General features: G+C 62.3%; 30 protein-coding genes and 1 tRNA gene. 16 read left to right on the plus strand and 15 right to left on the minus strand.

What is annotated here, in order from left to right; all coding sequences use genetic code 11:
- The first annotated feature begins 308 nt into the window (after positions 1 to 308).
- The 6 genes from ugpB to J6524_RS26260 all read left to right on the plus strand — a co-directional run bounded on the left by ugpB (position 309) and on the right by J6524_RS26260 (position 5,624).
- On the plus strand, positions 309 to 1,625 hold the full coding sequence (gene ugpB, locus J6524_RS26235; protein WP_225675947.1) for a sn-glycerol-3-phosphate ABC transporter substrate-binding protein UgpB: 1,317 nt from the start codon (positions 309 to 311) through the stop codon (positions 1,623 to 1,625).
- Between the two features lie 75 nt (positions 1,626 to 1,700).
- Positions 1,701 to 2,582: a sn-glycerol-3-phosphate ABC transporter permease UgpA gene (gene ugpA, locus J6524_RS26240; protein ID WP_225675949.1), complete on the plus strand. Its 882-nt coding sequence runs from the start codon at positions 1,701 to 1,703 to the stop codon at positions 2,580 to 2,582.
- Positions 2,582 to 3,430: a sn-glycerol-3-phosphate ABC transporter permease UgpE gene (ugpE, locus tag J6524_RS26245; protein WP_225675951.1), complete on the plus strand. Its 849-nt coding sequence runs from the start codon at positions 2,582 to 2,584 to the stop codon at positions 3,428 to 3,430. The genes ugpA and ugpE overlap by 1 nt, the downstream gene beginning before the upstream one ends.
- 105 nt (positions 3,431 to 3,535) lie before the next feature.
- On the plus strand, positions 3,536 to 4,624 hold the full coding sequence (locus J6524_RS26250) for a sn-glycerol-3-phosphate import ATP-binding protein UgpC (protein ID WP_225675953.1): 1,089 nt from the start codon (positions 3,536 to 3,538) through the stop codon (positions 4,622 to 4,624).
- Between the two features lie 255 nt (positions 4,625 to 4,879).
- Positions 4,880 to 5,305 (plus strand): Hsp20 family protein, encoded by a 426-nt coding sequence (locus J6524_RS26255; RefSeq protein WP_171712777.1) that lies wholly within the window; start codon positions 4,880 to 4,882, stop codon positions 5,303 to 5,305.
- 52 nt (positions 5,306 to 5,357) lie between these two features.
- Positions 5,358 to 5,624: a BQ00720 family protein gene (locus J6524_RS26260; protein WP_225675955.1), complete on the plus strand. Its 267-nt coding sequence runs from the start codon at positions 5,358 to 5,360 to the stop codon at positions 5,622 to 5,624.
- 122 nt (positions 5,625 to 5,746) lie between these two features.
- Here J6524_RS26260 and J6524_RS26265 read toward each other — a convergent pair whose 3' ends face one another.
- From J6524_RS26265 to J6524_RS26305, 9 genes are all read right to left on the minus strand, one after another.
- Positions 5,747 to 7,435 (minus strand): methyl-accepting chemotaxis protein, encoded by a 1,689-nt coding sequence (locus J6524_RS26265; RefSeq protein ID WP_225675957.1) that lies wholly within the window; start codon positions 7,433 to 7,435, stop codon positions 5,747 to 5,749.
- Positions 7,436 to 7,554: 119 nt separating this feature from the next.
- Positions 7,555 to 8,016, minus strand: coding sequence for a PTS IIA-like nitrogen regulatory protein PtsN (gene ptsN / locus J6524_RS26270; protein WP_028347914.1), 462 nt, complete (start codon positions 8,014 to 8,016; stop codon positions 7,555 to 7,557).
- Between the two features lie 229 nt (positions 8,017 to 8,245).
- Positions 8,246 to 8,848 (minus strand): ribosome hibernation-promoting factor, HPF/YfiA family, encoded by a 603-nt coding sequence (gene hpf / locus J6524_RS26275; protein WP_225675959.1) that lies wholly within the window; start codon positions 8,846 to 8,848, stop codon positions 8,246 to 8,248.
- 86 nt (positions 8,849 to 8,934) lie between these two features.
- Positions 8,935 to 10,578: an RNA polymerase factor sigma-54 gene (gene rpoN / locus J6524_RS26280; RefSeq protein WP_225675961.1), complete on the minus strand. Its 1,644-nt coding sequence runs from the start codon at positions 10,576 to 10,578 to the stop codon at positions 8,935 to 8,937.
- Positions 10,579 to 10,783: 205 nt separating this feature from the next.
- The gene (gene lptB / locus J6524_RS26285) at positions 10,784 to 11,800 is read right to left on the minus strand and encodes an LPS export ABC transporter ATP-binding protein (RefSeq protein ID WP_225675963.1); all 1,017 of its coding nucleotides are present in this window, start codon (positions 11,798 to 11,800) and stop codon (positions 10,784 to 10,786) included.
- Between the two features lie 194 nt (positions 11,801 to 11,994).
- Positions 11,995 to 12,672, minus strand: a complete 678-nt coding sequence (locus tag J6524_RS26290; protein ID WP_225675965.1) for an LptA/OstA family protein — start codon at positions 12,670 to 12,672, stop codon at positions 11,995 to 11,997.
- A 5-nt stretch (positions 12,673 to 12,677) separates the two neighbouring features.
- Positions 12,678 to 13,406 carry an LPS export ABC transporter periplasmic protein LptC gene (gene lptC, locus J6524_RS26295; RefSeq protein ID WP_225675967.1) on the minus strand — a complete coding sequence of 243 codons (729 nt, stop codon included), beginning with the start codon at positions 13,404 to 13,406 and terminating at the stop codon, positions 12,678 to 12,680.
- 129 nt (positions 13,407 to 13,535) lie between these two features.
- Entirely contained in the window at positions 13,536 to 14,150 is a 615-nt protein-coding gene (locus J6524_RS26300; RefSeq protein WP_225675969.1) for a ribonuclease D, read from the minus strand.
- Positions 14,151 to 14,315: 165 nt separating this feature from the next.
- Positions 14,316 to 14,495 (minus strand): hypothetical protein, encoded by a 180-nt coding sequence (locus J6524_RS26305; RefSeq protein WP_225675971.1) that lies wholly within the window; start codon positions 14,493 to 14,495, stop codon positions 14,316 to 14,318.
- A 194-nt stretch (positions 14,496 to 14,689) separates the two neighbouring features.
- On the opposite strand from J6524_RS26305, the gene J6524_RS26310 reads away from it, so the two are divergent.
- Complete coding sequence (locus tag J6524_RS26310; RefSeq protein WP_225675973.1) at positions 14,690 to 14,935, plus strand: hypothetical protein; 246 nt, start codon at positions 14,690 to 14,692, stop codon at positions 14,933 to 14,935.
- 88 nt (positions 14,936 to 15,023) lie between these two features.
- Here J6524_RS26310 and J6524_RS26315 read toward each other — a convergent pair.
- Positions 15,024 to 15,110, minus strand: a tRNA-Leu gene (locus tag J6524_RS26315).
- A gap of 149 nt (positions 15,111 to 15,259) precedes the next feature.
- Between J6524_RS26315 and J6524_RS26320 the strand changes: the two genes are divergently transcribed.
- Positions 15,260 to 16,228, plus strand: coding sequence for a complex I NDUFA9 subunit family protein (locus J6524_RS26320; protein WP_225675975.1), 969 nt, complete (start codon positions 15,260 to 15,262; stop codon positions 16,226 to 16,228).
- A gap of 108 nt (positions 16,229 to 16,336) precedes the next feature.
- On the opposite strand, the gene J6524_RS26325 is transcribed toward J6524_RS26320, so the two are convergent.
- Positions 16,337 to 17,143, minus strand: a complete 807-nt coding sequence (locus J6524_RS26325) for an undecaprenyl-diphosphate phosphatase (RefSeq protein ID WP_225675977.1) — start codon at positions 17,141 to 17,143, stop codon at positions 16,337 to 16,339.
- A gap of 185 nt (positions 17,144 to 17,328) precedes the next feature.
- Here J6524_RS26325 and J6524_RS26330 point away from each other — a divergent pair, with 185 nt between their 5' ends.
- From J6524_RS26330 to J6524_RS26340, 3 genes are all read left to right on the plus strand, one after another.
- Positions 17,329 to 18,021, plus strand: coding sequence for a glutathione S-transferase family protein (locus tag J6524_RS26330; protein WP_225675979.1), 693 nt, complete (start codon positions 17,329 to 17,331; stop codon positions 18,019 to 18,021).
- On the plus strand, positions 17,970 to 19,160 hold the full coding sequence (gene queG, locus J6524_RS26335) for a tRNA epoxyqueuosine(34) reductase QueG (protein WP_225675980.1): 1,191 nt from the start codon (positions 17,970 to 17,972) through the stop codon (positions 19,158 to 19,160). The genes J6524_RS26330 and queG overlap by 52 nt, the downstream gene beginning before the upstream one ends.
- A gap of 143 nt (positions 19,161 to 19,303) precedes the next feature.
- Entirely contained in the window at positions 19,304 to 20,107 is an 804-nt protein-coding gene (locus J6524_RS26340) for an acyl-CoA thioesterase domain-containing protein (RefSeq protein WP_225675982.1), read from the plus strand.
- A gap of 117 nt (positions 20,108 to 20,224) precedes the next feature.
- Here the strand turns inward: J6524_RS26340 and J6524_RS26345 are convergent, their stop codons facing one another.
- Together J6524_RS26345 and J6524_RS26350 are read right to left on the minus strand one after the other, a co-directional pair.
- The gene (locus tag J6524_RS26345; protein ID WP_225675984.1) at positions 20,225 to 20,695 is read right to left on the minus strand and encodes a nuclear transport factor 2 family protein; all 471 of its coding nucleotides are present in this window, start codon (positions 20,693 to 20,695) and stop codon (positions 20,225 to 20,227) included.
- Between the two features lie 136 nt (positions 20,696 to 20,831).
- Complete coding sequence (locus J6524_RS26350; RefSeq protein ID WP_225675986.1) at positions 20,832 to 21,626, minus strand: alpha/beta hydrolase; 795 nt, start codon at positions 21,624 to 21,626, stop codon at positions 20,832 to 20,834.
- 222 nt (positions 21,627 to 21,848) lie between these two features.
- Between J6524_RS26350 and infC the strand changes: the two genes are divergently transcribed.
- Positions 21,849 to 22,388 carry a translation initiation factor IF-3 gene (infC, locus tag J6524_RS26355; protein WP_225676200.1) on the plus strand — a complete coding sequence of 180 codons (540 nt, stop codon included), beginning with the start codon at positions 21,849 to 21,851 and terminating at the stop codon, positions 22,386 to 22,388.
- Positions 22,389 to 22,587: 199 nt separating this feature from the next.
- On the opposite strand, the gene J6524_RS26360 is transcribed toward infC, so the two are convergent.
- Positions 22,588 to 23,019: a hypothetical protein gene (locus J6524_RS26360; protein WP_376712082.1), complete on the minus strand. Its 432-nt coding sequence runs from the start codon at positions 23,017 to 23,019 to the stop codon at positions 22,588 to 22,590.
- A 263-nt stretch (positions 23,020 to 23,282) separates the two neighbouring features.
- Here J6524_RS26360 and rpmI point away from each other — a divergent pair, with 263 nt between their 5' ends.
- Positions 23,283 to 23,483: a 50S ribosomal protein L35 gene (rpmI, locus tag J6524_RS26365; RefSeq protein WP_008539890.1), complete on the plus strand. Its 201-nt coding sequence runs from the start codon at positions 23,283 to 23,285 to the stop codon at positions 23,481 to 23,483.
- An 80-nt stretch (positions 23,484 to 23,563) separates the two neighbouring features.
- The gene (rplT, locus tag J6524_RS26370; RefSeq protein ID WP_225675988.1) at positions 23,564 to 23,923 is read left to right on the plus strand and encodes a 50S ribosomal protein L20; all 360 of its coding nucleotides are present in this window, start codon (positions 23,564 to 23,566) and stop codon (positions 23,921 to 23,923) included.
- Positions 23,924 to 23,974: 51 nt separating this feature from the next.
- Here rplT and J6524_RS26375 read toward each other — a convergent pair whose 3' ends face one another.
- Entirely contained in the window at positions 23,975 to 24,370 is a 396-nt protein-coding gene (locus J6524_RS26375; RefSeq protein ID WP_225675991.1) for a hypothetical protein, read from the minus strand.
- A gap of 146 nt (positions 24,371 to 24,516) precedes the next feature.
- On the opposite strand from J6524_RS26375, the gene pheS reads away from it, so the two are divergent.
- A complete protein-coding gene (pheS, locus tag J6524_RS26380) occupies positions 24,517 to 25,599 on the plus strand; it encodes a phenylalanine--tRNA ligase subunit alpha (protein WP_225675993.1) in 1,083 nt (360 codons plus the stop codon).
- Positions 25,599 to 26,003 carry an ASCH domain-containing protein gene (locus J6524_RS26385; protein WP_225675995.1) on the plus strand — a complete coding sequence of 135 codons (405 nt, stop codon included), beginning with the start codon at positions 25,599 to 25,601 and terminating at the stop codon, positions 26,001 to 26,003. The genes pheS and J6524_RS26385 overlap by 1 nt, the downstream gene beginning before the upstream one ends.
- Positions 26,004 to 26,102: the final 99 nt, after the last annotated feature.

Here is a 26,102-nt window from a genome sequence, read left to right on the forward strand (position 1 = left end):
CGACGCCTATTCCGCCGCATCGAGACCCGGAGAGACGCACACTCATGTTATGGACGCATGATAGTCAGGCTCCCTCCCACCTTGCGGGGGAGGGTTGGGGAGAGGGGTAAGCCCCGGGCGCGATCGGCAGACACTTTTGCCATGCTGCATCAACAAATCTCCAAGCCAACTCGCACGCGCCGCAGCAAAATTCCCGCTTCCCCAAACGTTCACTTCCCCCATACGATTGGCTCGCTTATACGGTCATTTGCACGTCATCCGCCGCTGTTAGCGCAACAATCGATGACGCTTCCAATGGGAGGACTTTGATGGCTCTTCGACAATTCGGCACGGCCGCGGCCGTTGCGGTCTCACTGGCATTTGCCGCTTCGCCCGCGCATGCGGTGATCGAGATTCAGTGGTGGCACGCCATGACCGGCGCCAACAATGACGTCGTCAAAATGCTCGCCGAAGAATTCAACGCCAGCCAGTCCGATTACAAGGTTGTCCCGTCCTACAAGGGCGCCTATCCCGACACCATGAACGCCGGCATCGCCGCGTTCCGCGCCGGCAATGCGCCGCATATCATCCAGGTGTTCGAGGTCGGCACCGCCACGATGATGGGCGCCACCGGCGCCATCAAGCCGGTCCACCAGCTCATGAAAGACGCCGGTGAGCCGTTCGATCCCAAGGCCTACCTGCCGACCATCACCGGCTATTACTCGACATCGAAGGGCGAGATGCTGTCCTTCCCCTTCAACTCGTCCTCCATGGTGATGTGGATCAACAAGGATGAATTGAAGAAGGCCGGCGTCAACGAAATCCCGAAAACCTGGCCGGAAGTGTTTGACGCCGCCAAGAAGCTGAAGGCGGCCGGCCACGAGACGTGCGGCTTCTCCAACGCCTGGGCAAGCTGGGCCCATATCGAGCAGTTCTCGGCCTGGCACAATCTGCCGATCGGCACCAAGGCCAACGGCCTCGACGGCTTTGACACCGAGCTGAAATTCAACTCGCCTGTTCACGTGAAGCACTTGCAGAATCTGGTCGACCTGCAGAAGGACAAGACCTACAGCTATGGCGGACGCGGCAGCGCCAACGAGGCCCGGTTCGGCTCCGGTGAATGCGCGATCTTCCTGACCTCGTCGGGCTATTACGGTACCGCGAAGGCCACCGCCAAGTTCGACTTCACCTCGGCCCCGATGCCGTACTATCCGGACGTACCGGGCGCGCCACAGAACTCGATCATCGGCGGCGCCTCGCTGTGGGTGATGGGCGGCAAGAAGCCGGAAGAGTACAAGGGCGTCGCCAAATTCTTCACCTTCCTGTCGGATACCGGCCGCCAAGCCAAGCTGCACCAGGAGTCCGGCTACCTGCCGATCACCAAGGCGGCTTACGAGAAGTCGATCAAGGATGGCTTCTACGAGAAGAACCCGATTCTGCAGACACCTCTGAAGGAGCTCACCAACAAGGAGCCGACCGAGAATTCGCGCGGCCTGCGCTTCGGCAATATGGTGCAGATGCGCGACGTCTGGGCGGAAGAAATCGAGGCGGCGCTGGACGGCAAGAAGTCACCCAAGGAAGCTCTGGACGCCGCGGTGGCGCGTGGCAATGCCATGTTGCGCACCTTCGAGAAGACGGCAAAATAGGCTGAGCTAGTTACCGGCGCCCCCTCTCCACCGGAGGGGGAGCGCTTGCATCACCGGTAAGACCGCGACGCCTGAATGGAAAAGATCACCGTCTTCAACAACCGCCTGCTGCCGTACCTGCTGCTTCTGCCGCAGCTCGTCATCACCGTCATCTTCTTCTACTGGCCGGCGAGCCAGGCGGTCTGGCAATCCTTCCTGCGCGAAGATGCGTTCGGCCTCGTTTCCGAATTCGTCGGTCTTGAGAATTATCAAACCCTGTTTGCCCAGCCTGAATATTATCGGTCGATGCTGACGACCGTGATCTTCTCCACGCTGGTCGCAGCGCTATCCCTCTCCATCGCGCTGTTGTTCGCCACGCAAGCCGACAAGAATCTCAAGGCGGCCGGCGGCTACAAGACGCTGATGATCTGGCCCTATGCGGTAGCGCCTGCAGTTGCCGGCGTGCTCTGGTTCTTCATGTTCCAGCCCTCGCTCGGCATGCTGTCGCGCCCGCTGCGCGGCATGGGCGTCGACTGGAATCCGCTGCTCAACGCCAATCACGCCATGATCCTGGTGGTGCTGGCCTCGGTGTGGAAGCAGATCTCCTATAACTTCCTGTTCTTCCTCGCCGGCCTGCAATCGATCCCGAGAAGCGTGATCGAAGCCAGCGCCATCGACGGTGCCCGTCCGATGCGACGCTTCTGGACCATCGTCTTCCCGCTGCTGTCGCCGACCACCTTCTTCCTGCTGGTCGTCAACGTCGTCTACGTCTTCTTCGACACCTTCGGCATCATCGATGCCGTCACCGCCGGCGGTCCCGCCGGCGCCACCACCACCATGGTCTATAAGGTCTATGCCGACGGCCGGCTCGGCGGCGACCTCGGCGGCTCGGCGGCGCAATCGGTCATCCTCATGATCATCGTGATCGCGCTGACTGCGATCCAGTTCCGCTATGTTGAACGCAAGGTGCAGTACTGATGGTCGAGCATCGCCCGCTCAGCGACTTCATCGCCTACGCCATCCTCACCCTTGGCGTGCTGATCGTCGCCTTCCCGGTCTGGCTCGCCTTCGTGGCCTCAACTCATGACGCGGCGACTGTGGTCGGCGGCCGCATGCCGGCAATGCCGGGCACGGACGCACTGGAAAACTATTACCGCGCCGTCTTCGTCGGCGGCTCGCGCACCAGCCGCGAGCCCGTCGCCAACATGCTGATCAATTCCTTCGTTTCGGCGATCGGCATCGCCGTCGGCAAGATCATCATCTCGATCCTGTCGGCCTATGCCGTCGTCTACTTCCGCTTTCCCTTCCGCAAGACCGCCTTCTGGATCATCTTCATCACGCTGATGCTGCCAGTCGAAGTGCGCATCTATCCGACCTACAAGGTCGTCGCGGACCTGAGGATGCTCGACACCTATGCCGGGCTGATCCTGCCGCTGATCGCGTCCGCCACGGGCACGTTGTTGTTCCGCCAGTTCTTCATGACCGTGCCGGATGAATTGCTGGAGGCCTCGCGCATCGACGGCGCCGGCCCGTTCCGCTTCTTCTGGGACACGCTGCTGCCGCTGTCGGTGACAACCATAGCGGCGCTGTTCGTGATCCAGTTCATCTATGGCTGGAATCAGTATCTATGGCCGCTTCTGATCACCACCAAGGATTCGATGCAGACCATCGTGATCGGCATCAAGAAGATGCTGGTGACGACCGACGAGCTCGCCGAGTGGCAGCTCGCCATGGCGACGACGGTCCTTGCAATGCTGCCGCCGGTCGCGGTGGTCATCTTCATGCAGCGGCTGTTCGTGCGCGGCCTGGTCCAGACGGAAAAGTGAAATGGCGAATAGCGAATGGCCAGCAGCGAATAGGGATTTCATTCCCTTGCTGGCGCGCTCTTCCCTATTCGCTTCTCCCTATTCGCTGTTCGCTGAGAAAGCTCGATGGCTAATGTAACGCTCCGCAACGTCCGCAAGACCTACCTTGGTGGCTTCGAGGCCATCAAGGGCATCGATTTCGAGGTCGGCGATGGCCAGTTCTGCGTGTTGGTCGGCCCTTCAGGCTGCGGAAAATCCACGCTGCTGCGCATGGTCGCAGGCCTGGAGACCATTACCGGCGGCGAGATCGATATTGGCGGGCGCGTCGTCAACCAGATCGAGCCGGCCGATCGCGACATCGCGATGGTGTTCCAGAACTACGCGCTCTACCCGCACATGAGCGTCTACAACAACATGGCCTACGGCCTGCGCAACCGCGGCATGCCGGAGGGCGAGATCAAGACGCGCGTCGAGGAAGCCGCGCGCATTCTCGAACTCGGCGCGATGCTCGACCGCAAGCCGCGGCAATTATCCGGCGGCCAGCGTCAGCGCGTGGCGATGGGCCGCGCCATCGTGCGCCAGCCCAAGGTATTTCTGTTCGACGAGCCGCTGTCGAACCTCGACGCCAAGCTGCGTATCGCCATGCGGGTTGAAATCCGAAAACTGCAGCGCCGCCTCTCGACGACATCGATCTACGTCACCCACGACCAGTTGGAAGCGATGACGCTGGCCGACATCCTCGTCGTGATGAATAGCGGCCAGGTCGAGCAGATCGGCAATCCGCTCGAGATCTACCAGAAGCCGGCGACTACTTTCGTTGCCTCCTTCATCGGCGCGCCGCCGATGAATCTCATGCCGCTGCGCTCCGAACTGCAATCGCAGCTCGCCGGCGATATCAGAGCCAGAGAAGCCGGCATCCTCGGCATCCGGCCTGAGGATTTCGTCATCACAAACGACACTGTTTCCGGTGGCGTCGCGCTCGGCCTCACGGTGGAAGCGATCGAGCGCGTCGGCGCCGAAACCTTCGTCTACGGTACCCGTCAACAGGAAGAGCAGGGCGTCGCCGCCATCCCGGGCGAATTGCCGCCGGGTGAAATCATCGTCCGCGTCCCGGGTGCCGTCGGTCCCGCCATCGGCGAGCGAATCAGGGCGGTAGCCGCACGCGACAAGCTGCATCTCTTTACCGCCGACGGAAGGAAGCGGTTGGGTGATTGACCTCGTCATTCCGGGGCGCGAAACGACCCGGAATCCCGAGATGATGTTGCGAGATTCCGGGTTCAGTCGCTAGCGCGCCTGCCCGGAATGACTGCCGAGAAAACCCGCGCCGCGGCCGATTTACACAGCTTTCAGAGGCGCTTGAACCCTTTCCAAATCACCCCCATATTGTTCCTTGACCGGGCGGAAAGTCGGCCGGCCGGTTGCATGGGGTGCCGCTAGGGCCCCTCAAAGTCGCTTCGAGAGGACTTTGTAATGTCTCGTGTTCCTTCGTTGTCCAGTCCGTTTCTGCTTGGGTTCGACGAAATCGAGCGTGCGCTCGATCGCGTCGTCAAAGGTGCCGACGGCTATCCTCCTTACAACATCGAGCGGTGTGACCGCACTAACGGCCAGCCCGAACGGCTGCGCATCACGCTCGCGGTGGCGGGTTTTACCCGCGACCAACTCGATGTGACCATTGAGGAAAACCAGCTCGTGATCCGGGGCCGCCAGCAGGACGACAAGGCCCGGCAATACATCCATCGCGGCATCGCCGCGCGCCACTTCCAGCGCACCTTCGTGCTGGCGGAGGGGATGCTGGTGCTGGGCGCGGATCTGAAAAACGGGCTGTTGTCGATCGATCTGGCCAGGCCGGAGCCTGAACGGGTCGTTAAGACAATCGCTATCAATGAGCACGAATAATAGTGGAACAAGGAGCGGACTCGACCGCTTAGTCTCCAGAGGAGTCGAGACCATGAGTGACGTGAGTGTGACCTACGAATCCGAAAAGGTTTCCGTTGAGGCACTGGCCCATCTTGGTGAAGGCCACATCGCCTATGTGAAACAGGTCCGTTCCGAGGACGTACCGGGACTGTTTCCGCAGGCGCCACGCATCGCGCCCGGACTGAAACTGTTCGCGCTGCACGCCGCCGACGGCACCCCGATCATGCTGACCGATAGCCGCGAGGCGGCGATCGCCAACGCATGGAGCAACGAGCTTCAGGCCGTCAGCGTGCATTGACGCGGCATCTGCCGCTTTCACTTACCAAGCTTCGCCGGCATTGATGCCGCGAATGTGAGAAGAGGGTTTCAGATACGCGGGCATCGCCCGCGTATCGTCCTTCAAAGCAAGTTCAAGCCGCCTTACGCCGCGCGCACGGTCGAGAGGAATTTCTCCACCTCACCCCTCAGATGATTGCTCTGCGCGAGCAGGGATCGGGCGAGCCCGTGCACATGCGTCGAGGCCGCGCCGGTATCGGTCGCCCCACGATTGACGTCGGTGATGCTGCCGGCGACCTGGGTGGCGCCCTGCGCCGCCTGTTGCACGTTGCGCGAGATTTTCTGCGTCGCAGCGCCCTGCTCTTCCACCGCCGCGGCGATCGCCTGCGAGATTTCCGCGATGCGGCCGATCGTGCCGCCGATTTCCTGGATCGCCGACACCGATTGATTGGTCGCCGATTGCATCTGGCTGATCTGCTCGCCGATTTCCTCGGTCGCTTTCGCCGTCTGCGCCGCGAGCGCCTTGACCTCGGAGGCGACCACCGCAAATCCCCGTCCAGCTTCGCCTGCGCGCGCCGCTTCGATGGTGGCGTTCAGCGCCAGCAAGTTGGTTTGCTCCGCGACCGCGCTGATCATCTTGACCACTTCGCCGATTCGGCTAGCGGACTGGGCGAGATCGGCAATGCGCGCATTGGTCTGCTCGACCTGGCTGACCGCCTCACGCGATATCTTGTGCGAGTCCTGAACCTGGCGGCTGATCTCCGACACCGATGAAGCCATCTCCTCGGCGGCCGCCGCGGCGGATTGCGCATTCGCCGAGGATTGCTCCGATGCGGAAGCGACCGTCGCCGAGAGCATCTGGGTCACTTCCGCGGTCTTGGTCAGCTGCCCGGCCGATGATTCGAGCTCGGACGAGGCGCTCGACACGGTCTGGATGATCTTGCCGATCACGGAATCGAAGCCGTCGGCCATCTGCTGCATCGCGGCCTTGCGCTCGCCCTCCGCCTTCCGCTTCAGACTTGCCTGCTCTGCCTCCATCGATTGCACACGCAACGCGTTGTCCTTGAACACCTGCACCGCGCGCGCCATGGCGCCCACTTCATCGCCGCGGCTGAGCGCCGGCACCGCAACAGAGAGGTCGCCACCGGCAAGGCCTTTCATCACGTCGGTCATTTGCGCAATCGGGCGAATGACGCCGAACGCCACGCCAAAAATGCCTGCGCCGATGACGAGAAAGACCGCGGCCGACACGCCCCACAGCACGAACGTGAAGGTGCTGACGCGGCCCGTCGCCGCGACTTCGGTCGCCGCGTTCCGGTCGTTGGTCTGCTTGACGATGTCATCGATGATGGCGCGGTGCGCGGTATAGCGCGCCGTGCTTTCTGCGTAGGATTTCGCTGCCGCAGCGCTGTCGCCCTTGGCGAGCGCGGGCAACAGACCGTCCTGGATCGCGGTCCAGAAGCGGCGCACCTCGCTATCGGATTTTTCCACCAGCTTCGTCTTCAGCACCGGATCGAGATCGGATTTGATCCAGAAGTCACGCCGTTCGTCATACTCCTTCTTGAGTTGTGCAATCCTGTCGCGATGCGCCGCCAGCTTCGCCGGATCGTGCAGCACGAGCGTAGCCTCGAGGTAGGCTTCGATGACGTATTCCGGCGGTGGCAGAATATCGGCGATCAGGTCGTTGCCGAGCTTGATCTGGTTGTAGAGCGGACCGCCGACCTTGAGCTGCGACAGCCCGTAAACGCTGGTGGCAATCACAGCACCGAGCCCCAACGCAGTGACCAATCCAAAAATCAATATCGCGCGCGAAATCGTCAGCCGCAGCGTCATGGCAATGTTCTCCGGGCCAAATAAAAATTCCCAGCGCCAGAACTAACTGCGATTTAGCTTAAAATTGCGTTTACCGATCTTGCTACTACGCGGAGAAAATGCCGTTCCGCGAAGCGGAACTAGGCCGCGCTTGCTGGCGGGAGCGCCAGTACCGAATAGATCGCCTGCGCATCGCGGGAGGCGCGCAGTTTCTTGGCGACGTCCTGGTCGCGGAGCAGCCGCGCGATTCGCGCCAGCGCCTTCAGATGATCGGCGCCGGCCCCTTCCGGAGCCAGCAGCAGGAAGATCAGGTCGACAGGCTGGCCGTCCATCGCCTCGAAATCAATGGGTCGTTCCAGTCGGGCGAACAGACCGAACAGTTTTTCCAGCTTCGGCAGCTTGCCGTGCGGAATGGCGACGCCATAGCCAACAGCGGTGGTGCCGAGCTTCTCGCGTTGCAGCAGCACCTCGAATACCGAACGCTCGTTCTGGCCGGTCAGCGCGGAGGCACGCGCAGCCAATTCCTGCAGCGCCTGCTTTTTGCTGATGACCTTCAATGCGGGGAGAATCGCCTCGGGTGCGACCAGATCGGTAATCGTCATGGGGCGTTCCGAGGTGAGTAAAACCGTCAGGTTGCGAGATAGGTTCTAGAACCGGGGCGTCAAGAAGATGGGGCGGGAGGCGGGCTTAACCGGGTCCCGATTTGCACGGCTTCTACTCCAACGCATCACCGGTGCCAACTCCCGAAGGGCCAGTTTCCTGCCCCCCATACTTAAGGCGGCGGACCATAGGGAGGACGAATGGGGGCGTCAATGCTTTCGGGCCCAGATCTCAGGGGGTAATCACGGGCGGATCGACCCAGCCGACATTGCCGTCCGCCCGGCGGTAAATGATGTTTACCCGGCCGCTGGACCCATGCTGGAAGACGAGGCAGGCGGCCCCCGTGAGATCGAGTTCCATGACTGCCTCGCTGACCGAAAGCCGCTTCAGGGACGTGGTCGCTTCAGCAATGATGACAGGGCTATAGGACGTGACCTCGTCGTCGCCCTCCGCCGGAGCCTCGATCACATAGCTCGGTGCATCCAGTATCGGGCCGTCGATCTCCGCGAGCGCCGCCGAGGCCGCATAGGCTTTGCGGGCGGAGCGGTCCTTCAGCCGGCTCTTGTAGCGGCGCAGGCGCTTCTCGATCATCAGGAGCGCCTGGTCGGCGCTGGCATAGGCGTCGGTGGCATTGGACTCCGCTTCCAGCGTGATCCCGGAATCGAGGTGCAACGCGCAATCGGTACGGAAGCCGAAGCCGTCCTTGCTCAGCGTGATGTGGCCGGAATAATTGCCGTCGAAATATTTTCGCAGGACTTCATCGGTGCGCTCGCTGACGCGCGAACGAAGCGTCTCGCCGACACTGATACTTTTCCCGGAGATTCGAAGGGTCATTTGATGCCTCGCTTGATGCCTCGACTACTCTGGTTTCCCGGATCGGCTTGGGAATCCGAGACTATCGCGATTTGATGCGAACGCAATCAGGCCGGAGCCGTATCGCGGGACCGGTCGGAGGAGGTGGCGGAAGCGGAAAGGGCGTTACCGAGCATGCTTTGTTTATCGCGGCGGCGCTGGACCGAGGAAGGAATTCGCATGGCCTCGCGGTACTTCGCGACCGTGCGACGGGCAATATCAATGCCTGATGCGCGCAATCGTTCCACGATGGTGTCGTCGGAGAGAATCGCGCTCGGGCTTTCAGCGTCGATCAATTGCTTGATGTGATGACGTACCGCTTCCGCCGAATGCGCCTCGCCGCCGTCGGCCGACGCAATCGAGGCGGTGAAGAAATATTTCAGCTCGAAGGTGCCGCGATTGGTCGCCATATATTTGTTGGCGGTGACGCGCGACACCGTCGATTCGTGCATCTGGATCGCATCGGCCACTGCTTTGAGATTCAGCGGCCGCAAATGCGCCACGCCATGAGTGAAGAAGCCGTCCTGCTGACGGACGATTTCGGTAGCGACCTTCAGGATGGTGCGGGCGCGCTGATCGAGCGCGCGCACCAGCCAGGTCGCGTTCTGCAGGCAGTCGCTGAAATAGGATTTGTCGCCGTCCTTGCGGATCGTCTTCGACAGCTCCGTGTAGTAGACCTGATTGACCAGCACGCGCGGCAGGGTGTCGCTGTTGAGTTCGACATGCCAGCCGCCGTCGGGGCCGGGCCGCACATAGACGTCCGGCACCATGGTCTGCGTGCGCGCCGAGCCGAAGCGCAGGCCGGGCTTCGGATCGAGACGCCGGATTTCGCCGATCATGTCGGTGATGTCTTCGTCGTCGACGCCGCACAATTTGCGTAACGACGCAATGTCGCGCTTTGCGAGCAGGTCGAGGTTTTCCACCAGCGCCTGCATGGCGGGGTCGTAACGGTTGAGTTCGCAAAGCTGGATCGCCAGGCACTCGCTTAAGTTCCGCGCGCAGACGCCGGGTGGATCGAATTTCTGCAGCACCGCGAGCACGGCCTCGACATCCGCCTGCGAGGCGCCGAGGCGCTCGGCGGCCTGTCCGAGATCCGGTGGCAGGTAGCCGGCTTCGTCGACGAGGTCGATCAGATATTGCCCGATCATGCGCTGCGCCGGCGCGCTGAACGCGACCGCGAGCTGCTCGGCAAGGTGGTCAGTGAGCGTCACCTCCGCGGCGACGAAGGCTTCCAGATTATAATCGTCATCATTCGAGGCGCCGCCGCCCCATTCGGTATATGCGGTCGGCGCCGCGTCCTGCGCGGCGCGCGCCGCCGCCTCGGCGGGCTCTTCGGAAAACACGTTGTCGAGCGGGGTGTCGAGCGTCTGCTCGATCTCGGCACGGCTGCCGAGGTCGCGGTTCAGCCAGTCCTCCTGGCCGGGCTCGAAGGCTTCGCCAGGGCCGGCGCTCATGTCAGAGGCATCGCTGCCACCATCGTCACCATCGCCGCCGGAGCCCGGATAGGCGGCCTCCGTGGCCGGCTCGCCCGCGACAGGGGGTTCGGGGCCGTCGTTGGCACGCTCCAGCAGCGGGTTGCGCTCCAGCTCTTCCTCGACGAAGGCAGACAGGTCGAGATTCGACAATTGCAGCAGCTTGATCGCCTGCATCAATTGCGGCGTCATCACCAGCGACTGCGACTGGCGAAACTCTAATCTCTGCGTCAGCGCCATGGGGACAAGAACCGATCCACTCAAAGTTGGTCCGATTCTTGCTTATATTAGTCCAACGCCCTTGTACACGCCTTGACGAACGCGAAAATTGGGCTATGGCGCGGCCGCTAGAAATTCAAGCCGGCTTCAGATACGGCAGGCCACAGATTATCGAGTAAGCACAATATCTTATCGCTGAGGCAACCTCACCCTGGCGGAACGTAGGCTAGAGCCGGAATTCCTCGCCAAGGTAAAGACGACGTACATCGGGATCGTTGACGATTTCTTCCGGACTGCCCTCGGTCAAGATCTGCCCGGCATAGACGATATAGGCGCGGTCGGTGAGGCCGAGCGTCTCGCGGACATTGTGGTCGGTGATGAGGACGCCGATGCCGCGGTTGGTGAGGTGACGGACCAGATCCTGAATGTCGCCGACTGCGATCGGATCGATGCCGGCAAAGGGTTCGTCGAGCAGCATATAGTTCGGCCGCGTGGCCAGCGCGCGCGCAATTTCGACGCGGCGGCGCTCGCCGCCGGAGAGCGCGATCGAAGGCGACTTGCGCAGCCGCGTGACGTTGAATTCGTCGAGCAGCGCGTCGAGCTCGCGCTCGCGCTTCTTGCGGCTGGGCTCGACCACTTCCAGCACGGCGCGGATGTTCTGCTCCACGGTGAGGCCGCGGAAAATCGAGGCTTCCTGCGGCAGATAACCGATGCCGAGCCGCGCGCGCTGATACATCGGCAGCTTCGTCACGTCGTGGCCGTCAAGTTCGATCGCCCCACGATCCGCCTTGATCAGGCCGGTGATCATGTAGAATACCGTGGTCTTGCCGGCGCCGTTCGGACCGAGCAGGCCGACCGCCTCGCCGCGGCGGACATAGATGCTGACGCCACGCACGACCTGGCGCGTGCCGAAACTCTTCTCCACGCTGTGCACGGCAAGGAAGCCGGGCCGCTTGATCAGTTGCGGCGCGCCGCCACCATTGGTCTTGGCGTTCGGTTTGGAACGCGGCGACTGCGCGCGCGGACGCGGTTCACGTGGCGGTTCGACGTTGGGCGGCGGCTCTGGCAATTCCAGCCCGGGCAATGAAGCGGAACGCGCGATCGGCGGCCCATCGCGTACCGGGCTCGTGAGCATGTCGTCGAAGGAATCGCCGAGCGCGGTAATGTCCTCGCGCGAACGCGCAAAGCCCGCAGGGCCGCGTTTTGCGGGGCGTCGACGAAACATGCCGAGTAAATCCACCATCCCGCTTCGCTTACGCCTTTCACGGTGATTCCGCGACGCGCCCGCCAGCGAATCGCTTCGCTGCCGAACCATGAATGAATGGATGTCCCCTTCTTAGCGAAACACCCCTGCGCGCCCCGCTTGAGTAGATACAGGCTCACGCCATCAGCTTCAACCGCACGAGCCCGAAATAATCTTTAAGGCGCTGATATGCCTTATTTTTTACCCGGAATCAGCGACGGTATCTGCACCGGAGGCTGCTTCGCCCCGCCTGATCCCGGCCCGCAATTCTCTCCCTGGATGAACATGCCCTGGACCTTGCCGCTGTCGGATTCGACGCGCGACACGCCCGTGGTCATGTCGACCTTGAGGCGGTCGCCTTTGAGCACGTTCTTGCACTGGGTCAGCACGACACCGCCGACCATGGTGATGAGATTGGCGCGCGTGTCGAAGATCGCGGTCTCTCCCGTCACCACCTGGTCCTTCTGCGTCACCACGACGGAGCCCTTCGCCTCCAGGCGGCGGATCGACGAACTGCCGCCGGGCCCCGGCGTTGCGGATTGCATCGTCCCGGACTTCGATCCTTTCGGCGCTGCGGGCTGCGGCGAGTCCGGCGCAGGGCCGGAATCGTAGAACACCACCAGCGACTTCGAAGTCATGGTGGTATCGCCCTGCACGACCTTCACATTGCCGGAGAAGGTGGCTTCCTTCTTCTTGTCGCGCATTTCGAGCGAAGCCGCCTCGATCTGAATCGGTTGGTCGCGGTTCTGCGAAAAGCCTTGCATCGCATTGGGCACGCCCGACATCGCGCCCTGGGCGCGGGCGTCACCGGAAGCGAGCAGCGCGAGTGCAAGCGCTGCGGGCGCAAGACGGCGCGAGAAGAACTGCATCATCAAAATCACTTCGTGTTGACGGACTTGCCGGTGACGGACCGCGTCTTCGGCGGTGGCGGCGGCTCGGGCTCAGGCTCGGGCGCCGGAGGGCTTTCCATGATCAGGTTCATCACCACATTGCCTTCGAAGCGAACGATCTCGCCGCTGTTGATGATCCTGAGCCGATCGGCAGTCAGCGTGCCGTTCAGCAATTTGACGTCGACATGCTCGTCCGACGTCACCGTTCCCTTGTTGATGTCGACATAGGCCTGCGAAAGCTTGGCCTCGTAGCCGGTGGAGGATTGCAGGAAGATGTCCTTGCGCAGGTCCAGCATCTGCTGCTTGCTGTCGAAATATCCCGTGCGCGCATCCATCGTCACCGTGCTCTTGTCCTCCATCATGACCTTGGCGCGCAGCGTCTGGAGCTCGACCTGATCGGGGTTGGCGAGATCCTGGACCGCGGCCTTGGCCCACAATTCGTAGGGACGCTGGTCGGTCGAGAAACCGGCGAGATGCGGCGTTTCCATGGTGATCTTGGTGCCTGATACGACGAGATTGCCCATCTCGACGGGCAGCTTTAGCACCGGCACGTTGAACGGATTGAAAATCGAGATCGCGACGATGCTCGCCAGCGCCAGCGCCACTGCCGCCGGAACTGCGACCCGCAGCATCCGTACCATCCGGCTGTGGCGGGCGGCCGCGGCGAAGCGGACCTCCAGTCCGGGGTCGTAGGCAGGGTTCTGTACCGAGTTCACCGGGGCTCCAAGACGCCAGGAAAGCGTCATTCTACCCGCAATTGCGGGATTATGCAGCCCGGACACTCCTGATCAGTGTGACCGAAACGGGGCGGAAGCGGCCTGCCGGACCGCTTCAAATGGTCCCGGTCACGAATGCGCGAAGATGTCTTCGGCCTCCCAGCCACCGAGATCGAGCTTGGCCCGGGTCGGCAGGAAGTCGAAACAGGCCTGCGCCAGGTCGTTTCGGCCCTCGCGTGCCAGCATGGCATCGAGCTTCTCGCGCAAGGCATGGAGGTGCAGCACGTCGGACGCGGCATAGGCGAGCTGCGCCTCGCTAAGGCTCCCTGATCCCCAGTCGCTCGACTGCTGTTGCTTGGACAGGTCGATGTTGAGTACCTCGCGCACTAGATCCTTCAGGCCATGGCGGTCGGTGTAGGTGCGCGTCAGCCGCGAGGCGATCTTGGTGCAGTAGACCGGCTGCGGCATCACGCCAAAGGTCTTGTACAGCACCGCGATGTCGAACCGTGCGAAGTGGAAGATCTTTGCGATGTTCGGATTGGCCAGCAGCGCCTTCAGATTGGGCGCGTCGACATGGTCCTTCGGGATCTGGATGACATCGGCGCTGCCGTCGCCGTTCGACATTTGCACCACGCAGAGCCGGTCGCGGTGCGGATTGAGCCCCATGGTCTCGGTATCGATTGCCACTGAATCCTTGTAGCGGGACAGATCGGGCAGATCGCCGCGATGCAGGCGGATGGTCATGAAGGAAAGCCTCGTGTCATCAGTCGATTCGACGGAAACACTAGCGCCCGGCGCCGCGGGAGGCGAGCGGCTGGGCACGGCTTATAGGCCGGGAATTGGCGGCTTTGGGGATTTTGTTGGGCCGGCCCGCGCGAACCACCGCCGCGCCTTGGACCATCCTTTTCGCTAGTGACTTCGAGACTTTGGCTGCTCAGCCGCGTTGCCTTCGGATTTCGGGGGCTGAAGCTCTGGACTGTTGGCCCAGCGGTCGAGATTTTCGATGACGTCCGCATGGCTCGGCCGTCGCGGAGGCGGCGACTCCCGCTCTTCCGATAGCTTGCGCGGTAGCTTGAGGTTCTCGGTCATGGGCATTCTCCAAGGCCAGGATTATGTGCCTCCAGTGACCGCAAATCAACCCGCAACACATTGTTTTTACTTATGTATTTAGCTAACTTAGCGCGGGACTCGCGCTTCGGGGAACCAGCGTCAATGACGCACGTTGAGTAAATTACTCAATCATCTCATTTTGGGCTTCTTGACACCTCGAGGGGACCGTTCCGATGTCCGATATCCGCGGCGAACGACTACAGGTAATGCTGTCGCCCGAGGAACTGACGGCAATCGATGATTTCCGCTTCAAGCACCGGATGCCGACGCGAGCAGCGGCCGTCCGCGAGCTCCTGAAGCTTGGGCTGACCGTCCTGGCGCCCGCTGGACGCGGTCGGATGAAATCCAGCAACTACGGCGTGTTCAGCCGCGGTCCGGATGGACATTTGTCCGAGTCCGATCCGGATCCTGCGACGTAAGGTTCAGGAAAATATCTCGCCGCCACCGGCGGACTCGCGGCCGACGCGACGTCGCCAGCCGGCATCTTCGTTCGCTCGGGATGGGTGATGGTGCCCAGGAAAGGACTCGAACCTTCACGGCCGTGAAGCCACTGGCACCTGAAGCCAGCGCGTCTACCAATTCCGCCACCTGGGCACGTGGCGGGCTTAGTAAGGATCGGTTACGCGCTTGTCAAATTGCTTCAACGCCATCGGAATACGCTGTACAGCGGGGCCGTGTTGGCGTATCGCGAATCCGCTAAATCCCACCAATATCTTCGAATTTGACCGGCAGGAATTGACCCGATGGCATCGAACCTGGAAACGCTCGTCACGGTTTTTGGGGGATCGGGGTTTCTGGGGCGCAACGTGGTCCGGGCGCTGGCCAAGCGGCAATACCGGATCAGGGTGGCGGTGCGCCGGCCTGAGCTCGCCGGGCACCTGCAGCCACTCGGCCGGGTCGGCCAGATCCATCCCGTCCAGGCCAATATCCGCTATCCGGCTTCCGTCGAAGCCGCGATGCGCGATTCGGCTGTCGTCATCAATCTGGTCGGCACCCTCGCCGAGAGCGGCGCCCAGACCTTTGACGCGGTCCAGACCAAGGGCGCCGAGACCATCGCCCGGGCCGCCGCGGCCGCCGGCGCGCGGATGGTGCACGTATCGGCGATCGGCGCCGACGAGAATGCCCTCTCGGCCTACAGCCGCACCAAGGCGGCCGGCGAGAAGGCCGTGCTGGCAGCCCTGCCCTCGGCCACCATCCTGCGGCCATCGCTATTGTTTGGGCCCGAGGACCAGTTCACCAACCGGTTCGCGGCGCTGGCCCGGATATCGCCGTTCCTGCCGCTGATCGGCGGCGGGATGAATCGGGTGCAGCCGGCCTATGTCGGCGACGTCGCCGCCGCGGTCGCTGATGCCGTCGACGGCAAGACGAAGGCAGGCAGCATTTACGAGCTCGGCGGGCCGGAAGTGCTGACCATGCGCGAGGTCATGGAAATCATTCTCGCGATCACTGACCGCAAGCGCATGCTGCTCTCGCTGCCCTTCGGCTTGGCGCGGTTCAAGGCGCTGTTCCTGCAATTTGCGCCGGGCCCGTTCAAGCTGACGCCGGACCAGGTGGCGATGCTGCAGTCGGACAATGTGGTGTCGGATGCCGCCAAGGCTGCAGGGCTGACGCTCGAAGGGCTCGGCATCATGCCCGAATCGATCGAGGCGATCGCCCCGCAATATCTCTGGATGTTCCGCCCCGCAGGGCAGTTTCAACGCAAGAACGCGTAGGGATTCAAGGTGAGCAAGGCGAAGCGTGCCCACCATCCAGTATGCTGATGGACAGATGGTGGGCACGGCGCAAGCGCGCCTTTGCCTACCCTACAGCTTCGGAGAAGCTTACTTCCCCAGCGCCAGCGCGATCAGACCGACCGTGCCGAGGGCGACCCGCCACCACGCGAAGAACGTAAATCCGTGGCGGGTGACATAGGTGAGGAACGTCTTCACCACGATCGCCGCGGTGATGAAGGAGACCACGAATCCGATTGCGAGGATTCCGATGTGATCGAGGGTCATCTCGCCGCGGTTCTTGTAGAAATCATAGACGAACGCGCCGACCATGGTCGGGATCGCGAGAAAGAACGAGAACTCCGCCGCCGATCGCTTGTCGCCGCCGAGCAGCATAGCCGCGACGATGCTGGCGCCGGAGCGCGACACACCTGGAATCATCGCCACGCATTGCGCGATCCCGATCCACAGATACATCGTCAGCGGATAGCGGGTGGCGTCGTCTTCGGTTGGCTTGAGTTCGAGCTGATCAACCCACAAGAGGATCGCACCGCCGACGATCAGTGTGAAGTTCACCACCCATGGATTGAACAAGAGCTCCTTGATGTATTTTCCCGCAATCACGCCGACAATGACAGCGGGCAGAAACGCCAACAGCACGCCGATGACGAAGCGACGGTCATCAGGATTGGTGAACATGCCGACCGCCACGCGCGACAGCTTGAAGAAATACAGCATCACAATGGCGAGGATCGCGCCGAGCTGAATCAGGATCACGAAGCTCTGCCAGAACGCGCCCTCGCCAAGGCCAAAGAAGCGTTGCGCCAGCAGCATATGTCCCGTCGAAGAAACCGGCAGAAATTCCGTGATACCCTCGATGATGCCGAGAATCACTGCCTTCACTGCATCCGACATCATGATGGGGTCCATTTTGACGGGAAAAGCCGCGTTCTTCTCGCCCAATTATCCGGATGCCGCAATCGCAAAAAAACGCCAAACACAGGTTGCCTGATGCGCCTGCTTGGCTAGTGTCCCGATTCGCGTGCCGCGGACCTGACCCGCTTTTGGTTCCCAGAGCACGACGAATTTACTTCAAGGAATTCATGTACACGCTCTATCATCACCCGTTCTGCCCGCATTCGCGCTTCATTCGCCTGGTGCTCGGCGAATACGGCCTCGACCTGCGCCTGGTGGAAGAGCGGGCGTGGGAGCGGCGCGAGGGATTTCTCCTGCTCAATCCCGCGGGCACCACGCCGGTGTTGATGGCTGACGGCTTTCCGCCGATTCCCGGCGCGGGCGTGATTGCCGAATATCTCGACGAGACACACGGCCTGGAGGCGGGCGACCGGCGGCTCTTGCCGGCCGCGATGGGCGAGCGTGTCGAGGTGCGCCGCCTGATGGCGTGGTTCAACGAAAAATTCTTCGAGGAGGTCTCGAATCCGCTGGTGACGGAGCGCATCTATAAGCGCTTCATGAGCGAGGAGAATGGGGGCGGGGCGCCGGCGACCGACGTGATCCGCGCGGCCAAGGTCAATGTGCGGTATCATCTGGCCTATATCGGCTGGCTGGCGCAGACCCGGAATTTCCTCGCTGGCGACCGGCTGACCTACGCGGATCTCGCCGCCGCGGCGAATCTTTCGGCGATCGATTATCTGGGCGATGTGCCATGGAGCGAGGACGAAGCGGCAAAGGCGTGGTACGCACGGGTGAAATCCCGCCCGTCGTTCCGTCCGCTGCTCAGCGAGTGGCTGGCGGGCGTGCCGGCGTCGCGCACCTACGTGGACCTCGATTTCTGAACAAGACCGCACTCTCCGCTGCCGACCTGAAGGCCGCGCTCGTGCGCGAAGCGGAGACTCTCGGTTTCGACTGCATCGGCGTGACCGATCCCGCCAGGATCAGCGGCGCTGCAAAATATTTCCGTGAATTTCTCGATGCCGGCGCGCATGGCGACATGGACTGGCTCGCCGCGCAGCCCGAACGGCGGATGGATCCGCGCGTGCTCTGGCCTGGCGTGCGCTCGATCATCATGCTCGGCGTCAACTACGGTCCTGCGGAAGATCCACTCGCGCTGCTGGCGAAGCGCACGTGCGGTGCGATCTCGGCTTACGCGCAGGGCGATGACTATCACGACGTCATCAAGAAACGCTTGAAGACGCTAGCGCGGTGGCTGGCCGCCGAAACCGGCGAAGAAGTGAAAGTGTTCATCGATACCGCAGCCGTGATGGAAAAGCCGCTGGCGCAGGCGGCCGGCCTCGGCTGGCAGGGCAAGCACACCAATCTCGTCTCCCGCGAATTCGGCTCATGGCTGTTTCTCGGCGCGATCTTCAGCGCATCCGACCTGCCACTTGATAAAGCCGACACCGACCATTGCGGCTCCTGCAATGCCTGCCAGGAGATCTGCCCGACTGCGGCGTTCCCCGCACCTTACAAGCTTGATGCGCGGCGCTGCATTTCGTACCTGACGATCGAGAACAAGGGACCGATCCCGCACGAGTTTCGCAAGAGCATCGGCAACCGCATCTATGGCTGTGACGATTGCCTTGCGGTGTGCCCGTGGAACAAGTTCGCGCAGGAGGGCCGCGAAGCGAAACTCGCCGCGCGTACCGAATTGCGCGCGCCGTCGCTTGCCGAACTGGCACGGCTCGACGATGCCGCGTTTCGCGCGCTGTTTTCCAAATCCCCTGTCAAGCGCATCGGCCGCGACCGTTTTATCCGCAACGTGCTGATCGCTATCGGGAACGCGGATGATGTATCGCTGGCCGCTGAAGTTGAACGCTTGCTCGATGACGCAAGCCCGCTGGTGCGCGGCGCGGCGGTATGGGCGCTATCGCAATTGGTCGAGCGGAGGAGATTCGACGCGCTGGCAGCGAAGGCGCTTGACGCCGAGGCGGATGAAGACGTGCGCGCGGAGTGGCGCAGCGGCACCGCTGCCTGACCCTCACCCTGAGGAGCGCGCAGCGCGCCTCGAAGGGCGAGGCCACCAGCCGGGCCTGCATGGGTCGAGACGGCGCTCTGCGCCTCCTCACCATGAGGGTCGTACTTGATTCCAAGCAACGAAATCCGTCATGGTCATCAGCCATGACAAAGAACCAGCCCTTCTTTACTCATAACCGCGACAACGACACGTTCATGCCCACGCCCGTTTCCAACGGTCCGTGGGACCCCAATTCTCTGCACGGCCGCGTCGTCATCGGCCTGCTTGCCCACGTCATCGAGCAGCGCCACGGCTCCGACGAGTTCGTGCCGGCGCGGCTCACCGTCGACATGTTTCGCCTACCGAACATCATGACGCCGATCGAGGTCACGACCAGGCTGATCCGCGACGGCCTGCGTATCAAGGTGGTGGAAGCCGAGTTCTTCTCGGGCGGCACCAGCATGGCGCGCGCCTCCTGCCAGTTATTGCGCAAGACGGAAAACGCGCCAGGCAATGTCTGGTCGCCCCCGAACTGGGATGCGCCCAAGCCTGCGGATATTCCAAGGCCCACTGATCCAAGGCTCGGCATGAACGGCAAATGGACCACACGGCCCATCGTCGGCCATATGGGTTCGCTCGGACCGCGGCGGCTATGGATGAGCGAGGTGCGCGAGCTGGTCGAGGGTGTGCCGATGTCGCCCTTCGTCCATGTCGCGACGGGAGCGGATTTTGCGAGCCCCTTTGCCAATGCCGGTGATCAGGGCCTCGGCTATATCAACAGCGACGTCACGCTTTACCTGCACCGCCTCCCGGTCACGCCATGGGTCGGATTCGAGGTCGTCAACCATCACGCCACCGACGGCGTCGCGATCGGCGAATGCTGGCTCTATGACGAAGCGGGCCCGATCGGCACGTCGACGGTCGCAGCCCTCGCGCAGCGCAAGCCGATGGCGAAGCCGCCGCCGTGAGGTGAGCCTACCTCCCAGGCCGTCATTGCGAGGAGCACAGCGACGAAGCAATCCATCGTTCCGCATACGCGGAAGCATGGATTGCTTCGCTTCGCTCGCAATGACGGTGGAGACAGATCACTCCACCAAATGCCGCTTCATCTCTGGCCGCGCCTTCAGTGCCGCGCCCTGTTTGGCAACGATCTTCGCGATCCGCTCGGGCGCGAAGTGGAGATCGACAAACGCCGGCGCCGTGTTGGCGATCTCATGATACTCCGCGATCTTGCCGTTGCGCAGGTGCATGATCGCGACGCCCTCGAACATCGCCCGCACGCCTTTTGCTTCCGGCAATGTCGAGCGGTAGCTAAAGGTGTAGCGCGCATAGAGCTTCTCGCCGTCGCTGACGGGATCGTGCATGTCCCAGCGGAAATCGCTCGCCGTGCGGTAGAACCAGTCGTCGATCATATCTGCGATTTTCGTGCGGCCTTCAAACGCGCCATAGAACACATCGTGATAGACGCCGTCTTCAGTGAACAGTTCTGCGAAGGCCTTGCCGTTGCGCTGCTCGACGGCGTCGCAGAAGGTGCGGAGCATGGCTGTGGTGTTCATCGTTTTATCTCCGGTCGTCATGCCCCGCGAAAGCGGGGCATCCAGTATTCCAGAGAATGCGACGTTAATCGATAGGCCGCGGCGTACTGGATCATCCGCATTCGCGGATGATGACGTTGAGAGGAGTGGAAAGAACTCACCCCATCTCCGCCACCGCCGCGAGAATCCGCGCGATGTCCTGCGGGCGCGACAGGCGGTGGTCGCCGTCCTGGATCATGGTCAGCACCACGTCTTCCGCCGGCAGGCGGTGCGCCAGCGCGAACGCGTGCTGCCAGGGCACGTCGGGGTCCTGCGCGCCCTGCAGGATGCGCACCGGGCATCCGACCTCGATGGCGCTGCCGAGCAGGAGATGGTTGCGGCCCTCCTCGATCAGCGCGCGGGTGATCGGATAGGGCGTGCCGTCGTCATACTCGGAGGGGCGCATCCACACGCCCTTGGTCTTGATCTCCTCGCGGATTTCGTCGGAGAAGCTGTTCCACATCAATTGCTCGGTGAAATCAGGCGCCGGCGCGATCAGCACCAATCCGGCGAGCGTTGCGACCGGCGCCTCGCGCTTGGCGATGGCCCGCGCCAGCAATAGCGCCATCCAGCCGCCCATCGACGAGCCGATCACGACCTGCGGGCCTCGGGCGAACTGTTCGAATACCGCAACGCTCTCTTCCAGCCAGCGTCCAATGGTGCCGTCGATGAAAGCGCCGCCCGATTCGCCGTGTCCGGAATAATCAAATCTAATACAGGCGCGGCGATGTTCCGCGGCCCAGGCGTCCAGCGCCAGCGCCTTGGTGCCCCGCATGTCGGAATTGAAGCCGCCGAGCCAGAACAGCCCTGGGCCACTGCCGGCACGGGCGCGCACCGCGATGCGGCGGCTCCCCTCGCCCTCTCCCACCTCGATAAAGGCCGGTTCCTGGTCGGTTGTCGCAGAATTTGTCATGGATCGGTTACTCTTATCAGCCGCTTTGTCGGCGAGCGTGCTTCACTGGTCAAGCGCGACCCTGTGGCGCTTGCGGATCAGGCGGCTGCGCTATATTTGCCGGACGTGACCGAAATGCCTCGCATTTGACGGTTTTCGGGCGCAGGTTGCGAGTTCGCTTGCTGTCTGCGGCGTATTGTTTCAAACTACCGCCCTTCCTTTCACAACTTTGGAGAACTACCCATTCGCCGTCCCAACAGAGCCCCGCCCGCTGCAACCAAAGACGGGCCGCGCACCAATGATGATATCCGCAACGCGCAGATCCAGCTGATCGATCAGAACGGCGCCAACCTCGGAGTTGTCGAGACCGTGGTCGCCATCAAGATGGCCCTTGAGGTCGGCATGGATCTTGTCGAGATTTCGCCGAACAACAATCCTCCCGTTTGCAAGATTATGGACTACGGGAAGTTCAAGTATTCGGCGCAGAAGAAAGCCGCCGAGGCCCGCAAGAAGCAGAAGATCGTCGAGATCAAGGAGATCAAGCTGCGACCGATGATCGACGATCACGACTACGACGTGAAGATGCGTGCGATGCAGCGGTTCTTCGAGGAAGGCGACAAGGTCAAGATCACCTTGCGCTACCGCGGCCGCGAGATGGCGCATCAGGAGATCGGCACCAAGCTTCTGGACAAGGTGAAGGCCGACGTCGCCGAATTCGCCAAGGTCGAGCAGGATGCCAAGTTCGAGGGACGCCAGGTCGTGATGGTGCTGGCGCCGCGCTAAGGCTGAAGTTGGATGTAAAACGGCCCGCCAGATGATCTGGCGGGCCGTTTTCGTTGGTGCCGGTTGTGTCCCGGACGCGGTGCAACGCGCCGCCTTGTCGCGTGGTGTGCCGCTGATCCGAGGCCCATCCAATGAGGCAGGTGCCGGCTCTGCGTCGCAGCGTTACGCGTTGCACCGCGTCCGGGACACGAAACTCTTCTCAGTTCCGCGTGGCCTGCCAGGTACCGCTACAGTAATCACCGGTGATGATGCCGCGCCACCAGCCTGCGCCATAGCTGCCCACAAGCCGGCCACCGCCGCGCGCGCGGGAGGCGCCGACCGAAACACTGACCGCAACCGCACCAGCGCGACTGACCGATCCCGAAACCCTGCCGCCGCCAGCGGACGAAACCCGTCTGCCGACGACGGTGAAGGGAACGCTGTAACCTGAACTGCAATTGCCCCGCGTCGTGGCAAACACCACGTTCCAGATGCCGTCATAGCCTCGGACCGCCCTGCCTCCCCTCCGGGCGGCTTCAGCTGTGTCCGGGGCTGCCATCACGACCAGCGCAGCGAAAACGGGAAGCCAACGTGCAATGCGCAGGCCGCAAGATGCGCCAAAACAGACGATCAATCGCTGAAAATGGGCCATTTGTTCCTGCTCCGGGCTGGTACGTTAATGATATCACGCGTAGGTAGCTGGAGCAGGTTTGGCGGTTCATTATTGCCATTTGGCGCTTCCTCTGTCATAAGCCCGACCTTCATCGCCCGGCTGATTAAGGGCTGCCGTGTCGATGTCCGTGCGGGTGCCTCGAAGCTTGAGGAAAACCTGAGCACTTTCAACGCTCTAACGAGCATTTTAGCCGGCCGCGCGCCTTCACGGGCGCCTTTGTGTTGCGGCCATAGGAGAGCCAAATGCCCAAGTTGAAGACCAAGTCAGGCGCCAAAAAGCGCTTCAAGGTGACTGCCACCGGCAAAGTGATGCACGCCCAGCGCGGCAAGCGCCACGGCATGATCAAGCGGACGAAGAAGCAGATTCGTCAGCTCCGCGGCACCCGCGTGCTGTTCAAGACCGACGGCGACAACGTCAAGAAGTACTTCTTGCCGAACGCGTGAAGCGCGTTCACGCCCCATCACAGCCGAGCCGCGCCCGCGCGGCGATTCCGTCACCTCATTTCTGATCAAGGATACCTGTCATGTCTCGCGTCAAACGCGGTGTGACCGCCCACGCCAAGCACAAGAAAGTCTACAAGGCCGCCAAGGGCTATTACGGCCGCCGCAAGAACACGATCCGTATCGCCAAGCAGGCCGTCGAGAAGGCCGGGCAATATGCGTTCCGCGACCGCAAGCGCAAGAAGCGCACTTTCCGCGCGCTCTGGATCCAGCGCCTGAACGCGGCCGTGCGCCCGTACGGCATGACCTACAGCGTGTTTATCAACGGCTTGTCGAAGTCGGGCATCACGGTGGACCGCAAGGTGCTGTCGGATCTCGCCATCAACGAGCCGGCGGCGTTCCAGGCGATTGCCGAGAAGGCCAAGGCCGCACTCGCGGCCTGAGTCCGCCGCGGCCCAAGGGCACCGACGGCCCGAGGCACTGTCGGCCTGGCATCAGCGGGCCCGTGCCTTGAGCGTGCGCTGCCAGTAACGCTGGGCGACCTTCGCCCGGCAATACGCAGCGAACGAAATATACATGGTGCCCTCCTCGTGGCTGAACTTTCGGTCGCAGGCGTCCTTTTCGCGCTGATAGGTCCGCTTCTGCCGCGCGTTGAAGCGGGCCAGGAAGTCGCCCTCGCATCTCGTCTCAACGGCATCAGCGAGTGCGACGTCTCCGGTCGCCCCGGATGAGCAGGCGGACGCTATTTGCATGGCGCGCTTGCAGCTCGGAGCCGCCTTCAGCGCGGTCATGACATCGTCCCTCGACTTCGCCGGACAGTCTTCGGCGGCGGCCGGTACGGCAAACGACAGGACGAGGGCCAGAACGGCCATTCCGGGTCCAAAACGCATCTCGAGCTCCGTGATCGAACTCATCTTGGTGCGCCGCCGCTTGAATTGGTTCGCGAGCACCCAAGGCCCTTAACGGGCTTTTTGCTTGACGTTTTGGTCCCCGAGCGGCGACAACCCGGCGGCCATTTTGCGAGAGAGATTTGACCGTGTCCGACCTTGCCACACTCGAAAAGTCCATTCTCGACGATATCGCTGCCGCCGGCGATGAAGCCGCCCTCGAAGCCGTACGCGTCGCAGCGCTCGGCAAGAAGGGTTCGATCTCGGCACTGCTCGCGACCCTCGGCAAAATGTCGCCGGACGAGCGCAAGACGCAGGGCGCGGCCATCAATCTCGCCAAAGACAAGGTTACCCAGGCGCTTACCGCCCGCCGCGACATTCTCAAATCCGCAGCGCTCGATGCCCGTCTCGCCTCCGAGACCATCGATGTCACGCTGCCACTGCGGGAGGCACCCGCCGAAGCCGGCCGGATCCATCCGCTGAGCCAGGTGTTCGAGGAGGTCAACACGATCTTCGCCGACATGGGATTTTCGATAGCCGAAGGTCCCGATATCGAGACCGACGACTACAACTTCACCAAGCTGAATTTCCCGGAAGGACATCCGGCGCGGGAAATGCACGACACCTTCTTCTTCAACCCGAAGGAAGACGGTTCGCGCATGCTGCTGCGCACGCATACGTCACCGGTGCAGGTGCGCACGATGTTGTCGCAGAAGCCACCCATCCGCGTGGTCTGCCCCGGCCGCACCTATCGCATCGATTCGGACGCGACCCATACGCCGCAATTCCACCAGGTCGAGGGCCTCGTCATCGACAAAGGCTCGCATCTTGGCCACCTCAAATGGATCCTGCACGAGTTCTGCAAGGCGTTCTTCGAGGTTGACCATATCAACATGCGGTTCCGACCGTCGTTCTTCCCGTTCACCGAGCCCTCGCTCGAGGTCGACATCCAGTGTCGCCGCGACAAGGGCGAGATCCGTTTCGGCGAAGGCGAGGACTGGCTCGAAATTCTCGGCTGCGGCATGGTGCATCCGAACGTGCTGCGCGCCTGCGACATCGATCCCGACGTCTATCAGGGCTTTGCCTGGGGCATGGGCCTCGACCGCATCGCGATGCTGAAATACGGCATCGCCGACTTGCGGCAATTGTTCGAGAGCGACGTACGCTGGCTCAATCACTACGGCTTCAAGCCGCTCGACGTCCCGACGCTCGCGGGGGGATTGAGCACGTGATGTCAGTTCCTGAGAAATATCAGGGTTTGCGCTCCTTCGCCTTCGGCGATGGACCGGAGCTTGCCGACGAGCTGCTCGACCTCGTGATCAGGGGCGTGAAGACCGCGACCTGCTCTACCGAGGACGAGCCGAACACGTCGACGCCGGGCGAGCAATGGATCGTGCTCGACGGGCGCGGCGCGCCCCGCTGCGTGATTGAGACGATCGAAGTCACCTACCGCCGCTTCCCCGAAGTGGGTGCCGCCTTTGCCTATGAAGAAGGCGAAGGCGACCGCAGCCTCGATTATTGGCGGCGGGCGCACCACAACTATTTCGGCCGGCAAGGCAAGTTTCGCGAAGACATGATGCTGATGTGCGAACGCTTCCGGCTGGTTGAGGTATTTGCACAGACGGAAACGTCATGAACGGGCTTGAGATGCTATCGGGCTCTGTCATGCCTTCTCTCGCCACTGTCTTTGCGGAGAGAGCCCCCACCCTAACCCTCCCCCGCAAGCGGGAGAGGG

Origin of the sequence: Bradyrhizobium hereditatis (assembly GCF_020329435.1) — a bacterium.
Lineage (GTDB): Bacteria > Pseudomonadota > Alphaproteobacteria > Rhizobiales > Xanthobacteraceae > Bradyrhizobium > Bradyrhizobium hereditatis.

What these genes read in the sequence shown, in the direction of transcription:
- ugpB (WP_225675947.1), top strand. Translation starts at nt 309, where the DNA reads ATGGCTCTTCGACAATTCGGCACGGCCGCGGCCGTTGCGGTCTCACTG.
- ugpA (WP_225675949.1), top strand. Translation starts at nt 1,701, where the DNA reads ATGGAAAAGATCACCGTCTTCAACAACCGCCTGCTGCCGTACCTGCTG.
- ugpE (WP_225675951.1), top strand. Translation starts at nt 2,582, where the DNA reads ATGGTCGAGCATCGCCCGCTCAGCGACTTCATCGCCTACGCCATCCTC.
- J6524_RS26250 (WP_225675953.1), top strand. Translation starts at nt 3,536, where the DNA reads ATGGCTAATGTAACGCTCCGCAACGTCCGCAAGACCTACCTTGGTGGC.
- J6524_RS26255 (WP_171712777.1), top strand. Translation starts at nt 4,880, where the DNA reads ATGTCTCGTGTTCCTTCGTTGTCCAGTCCGTTTCTGCTTGGGTTCGAC.
- J6524_RS26260 (WP_225675955.1), top strand. Translation starts at nt 5,358, where the DNA reads ATGAGTGACGTGAGTGTGACCTACGAATCCGAAAAGGTTTCCGTTGAG.
- J6524_RS26265 (WP_225675957.1), bottom strand. Translation starts at nt 7,435, where the DNA reads ATGACGCTGCGGCTGACGATTTCGCGCGCGATATTGATTTTTGGATTG.
- ptsN (WP_028347914.1), bottom strand. Translation starts at nt 8,016, where the DNA reads ATGACGATTACCGATCTGGTCGCACCCGAGGCGATTCTCCCCGCATTG.
- hpf (WP_225675959.1), bottom strand. Translation starts at nt 8,848, where the DNA reads ATGACCCTTCGAATCTCCGGGAAAAGTATCAGTGTCGGCGAGACGCTT.
- rpoN (WP_225675961.1), bottom strand. Translation starts at nt 10,578, where the DNA reads ATGGCGCTGACGCAGAGATTAGAGTTTCGCCAGTCGCAGTCGCTGGTG.
- lptB (WP_225675963.1), bottom strand. Translation starts at nt 11,800, where the DNA reads ATGGTGGATTTACTCGGCATGTTTCGTCGACGCCCCGCAAAACGCGGC.
- J6524_RS26290 (WP_225675965.1), bottom strand. Translation starts at nt 12,672, where the DNA reads ATGATGCAGTTCTTCTCGCGCCGTCTTGCGCCCGCAGCGCTTGCACTC.
- J6524_RS26300 (WP_225675969.1), bottom strand. Translation starts at nt 14,150, where the DNA reads ATGACCATCCGCCTGCATCGCGGCGATCTGCCCGATCTGTCCCGCTAC.
- J6524_RS26305 (WP_225675971.1), bottom strand. Translation starts at nt 14,495, where the DNA reads ATGACCGAGAACCTCAAGCTACCGCGCAAGCTATCGGAAGAGCGGGAG.
- J6524_RS26310 (WP_225675973.1), top strand. Translation starts at nt 14,690, where the DNA reads ATGTCCGATATCCGCGGCGAACGACTACAGGTAATGCTGTCGCCCGAG.
- J6524_RS26320 (WP_225675975.1), top strand. Translation starts at nt 15,260, where the DNA reads ATGGCATCGAACCTGGAAACGCTCGTCACGGTTTTTGGGGGATCGGGG.
- J6524_RS26325 (WP_225675977.1), bottom strand. Translation starts at nt 17,143, where the DNA reads ATGATGTCGGATGCAGTGAAGGCAGTGATTCTCGGCATCATCGAGGGT.
- J6524_RS26330 (WP_225675979.1), top strand. Translation starts at nt 17,329, where the DNA reads ATGTACACGCTCTATCATCACCCGTTCTGCCCGCATTCGCGCTTCATT.
- J6524_RS26340 (WP_225675982.1), top strand. Translation starts at nt 19,304, where the DNA reads ATGACAAAGAACCAGCCCTTCTTTACTCATAACCGCGACAACGACACG.
- J6524_RS26345 (WP_225675984.1), bottom strand. Translation starts at nt 20,695, where the DNA reads ATGAACACCACAGCCATGCTCCGCACCTTCTGCGACGCCGTCGAGCAG.
- J6524_RS26350 (WP_225675986.1), bottom strand. Translation starts at nt 21,626, where the DNA reads ATGACAAATTCTGCGACAACCGACCAGGAACCGGCCTTTATCGAGGTG.
- J6524_RS26360 (WP_376712082.1), bottom strand. Translation starts at nt 23,019, where the DNA reads ATGGCCCATTTTCAGCGATTGATCGTCTGTTTTGGCGCATCTTGCGGC.
- rpmI (WP_008539890.1), top strand. Translation starts at nt 23,283, where the DNA reads ATGCCCAAGTTGAAGACCAAGTCAGGCGCCAAAAAGCGCTTCAAGGTG.
- rplT (WP_225675988.1), top strand. Translation starts at nt 23,564, where the DNA reads ATGTCTCGCGTCAAACGCGGTGTGACCGCCCACGCCAAGCACAAGAAA.
- J6524_RS26375 (WP_225675991.1), bottom strand. Translation starts at nt 24,370, where the DNA reads ATGCGTTTTGGACCCGGAATGGCCGTTCTGGCCCTCGTCCTGTCGTTT.
- J6524_RS26385 (WP_225675995.1), top strand. Translation starts at nt 25,599, where the DNA reads ATGTCAGTTCCTGAGAAATATCAGGGTTTGCGCTCCTTCGCCTTCGGC.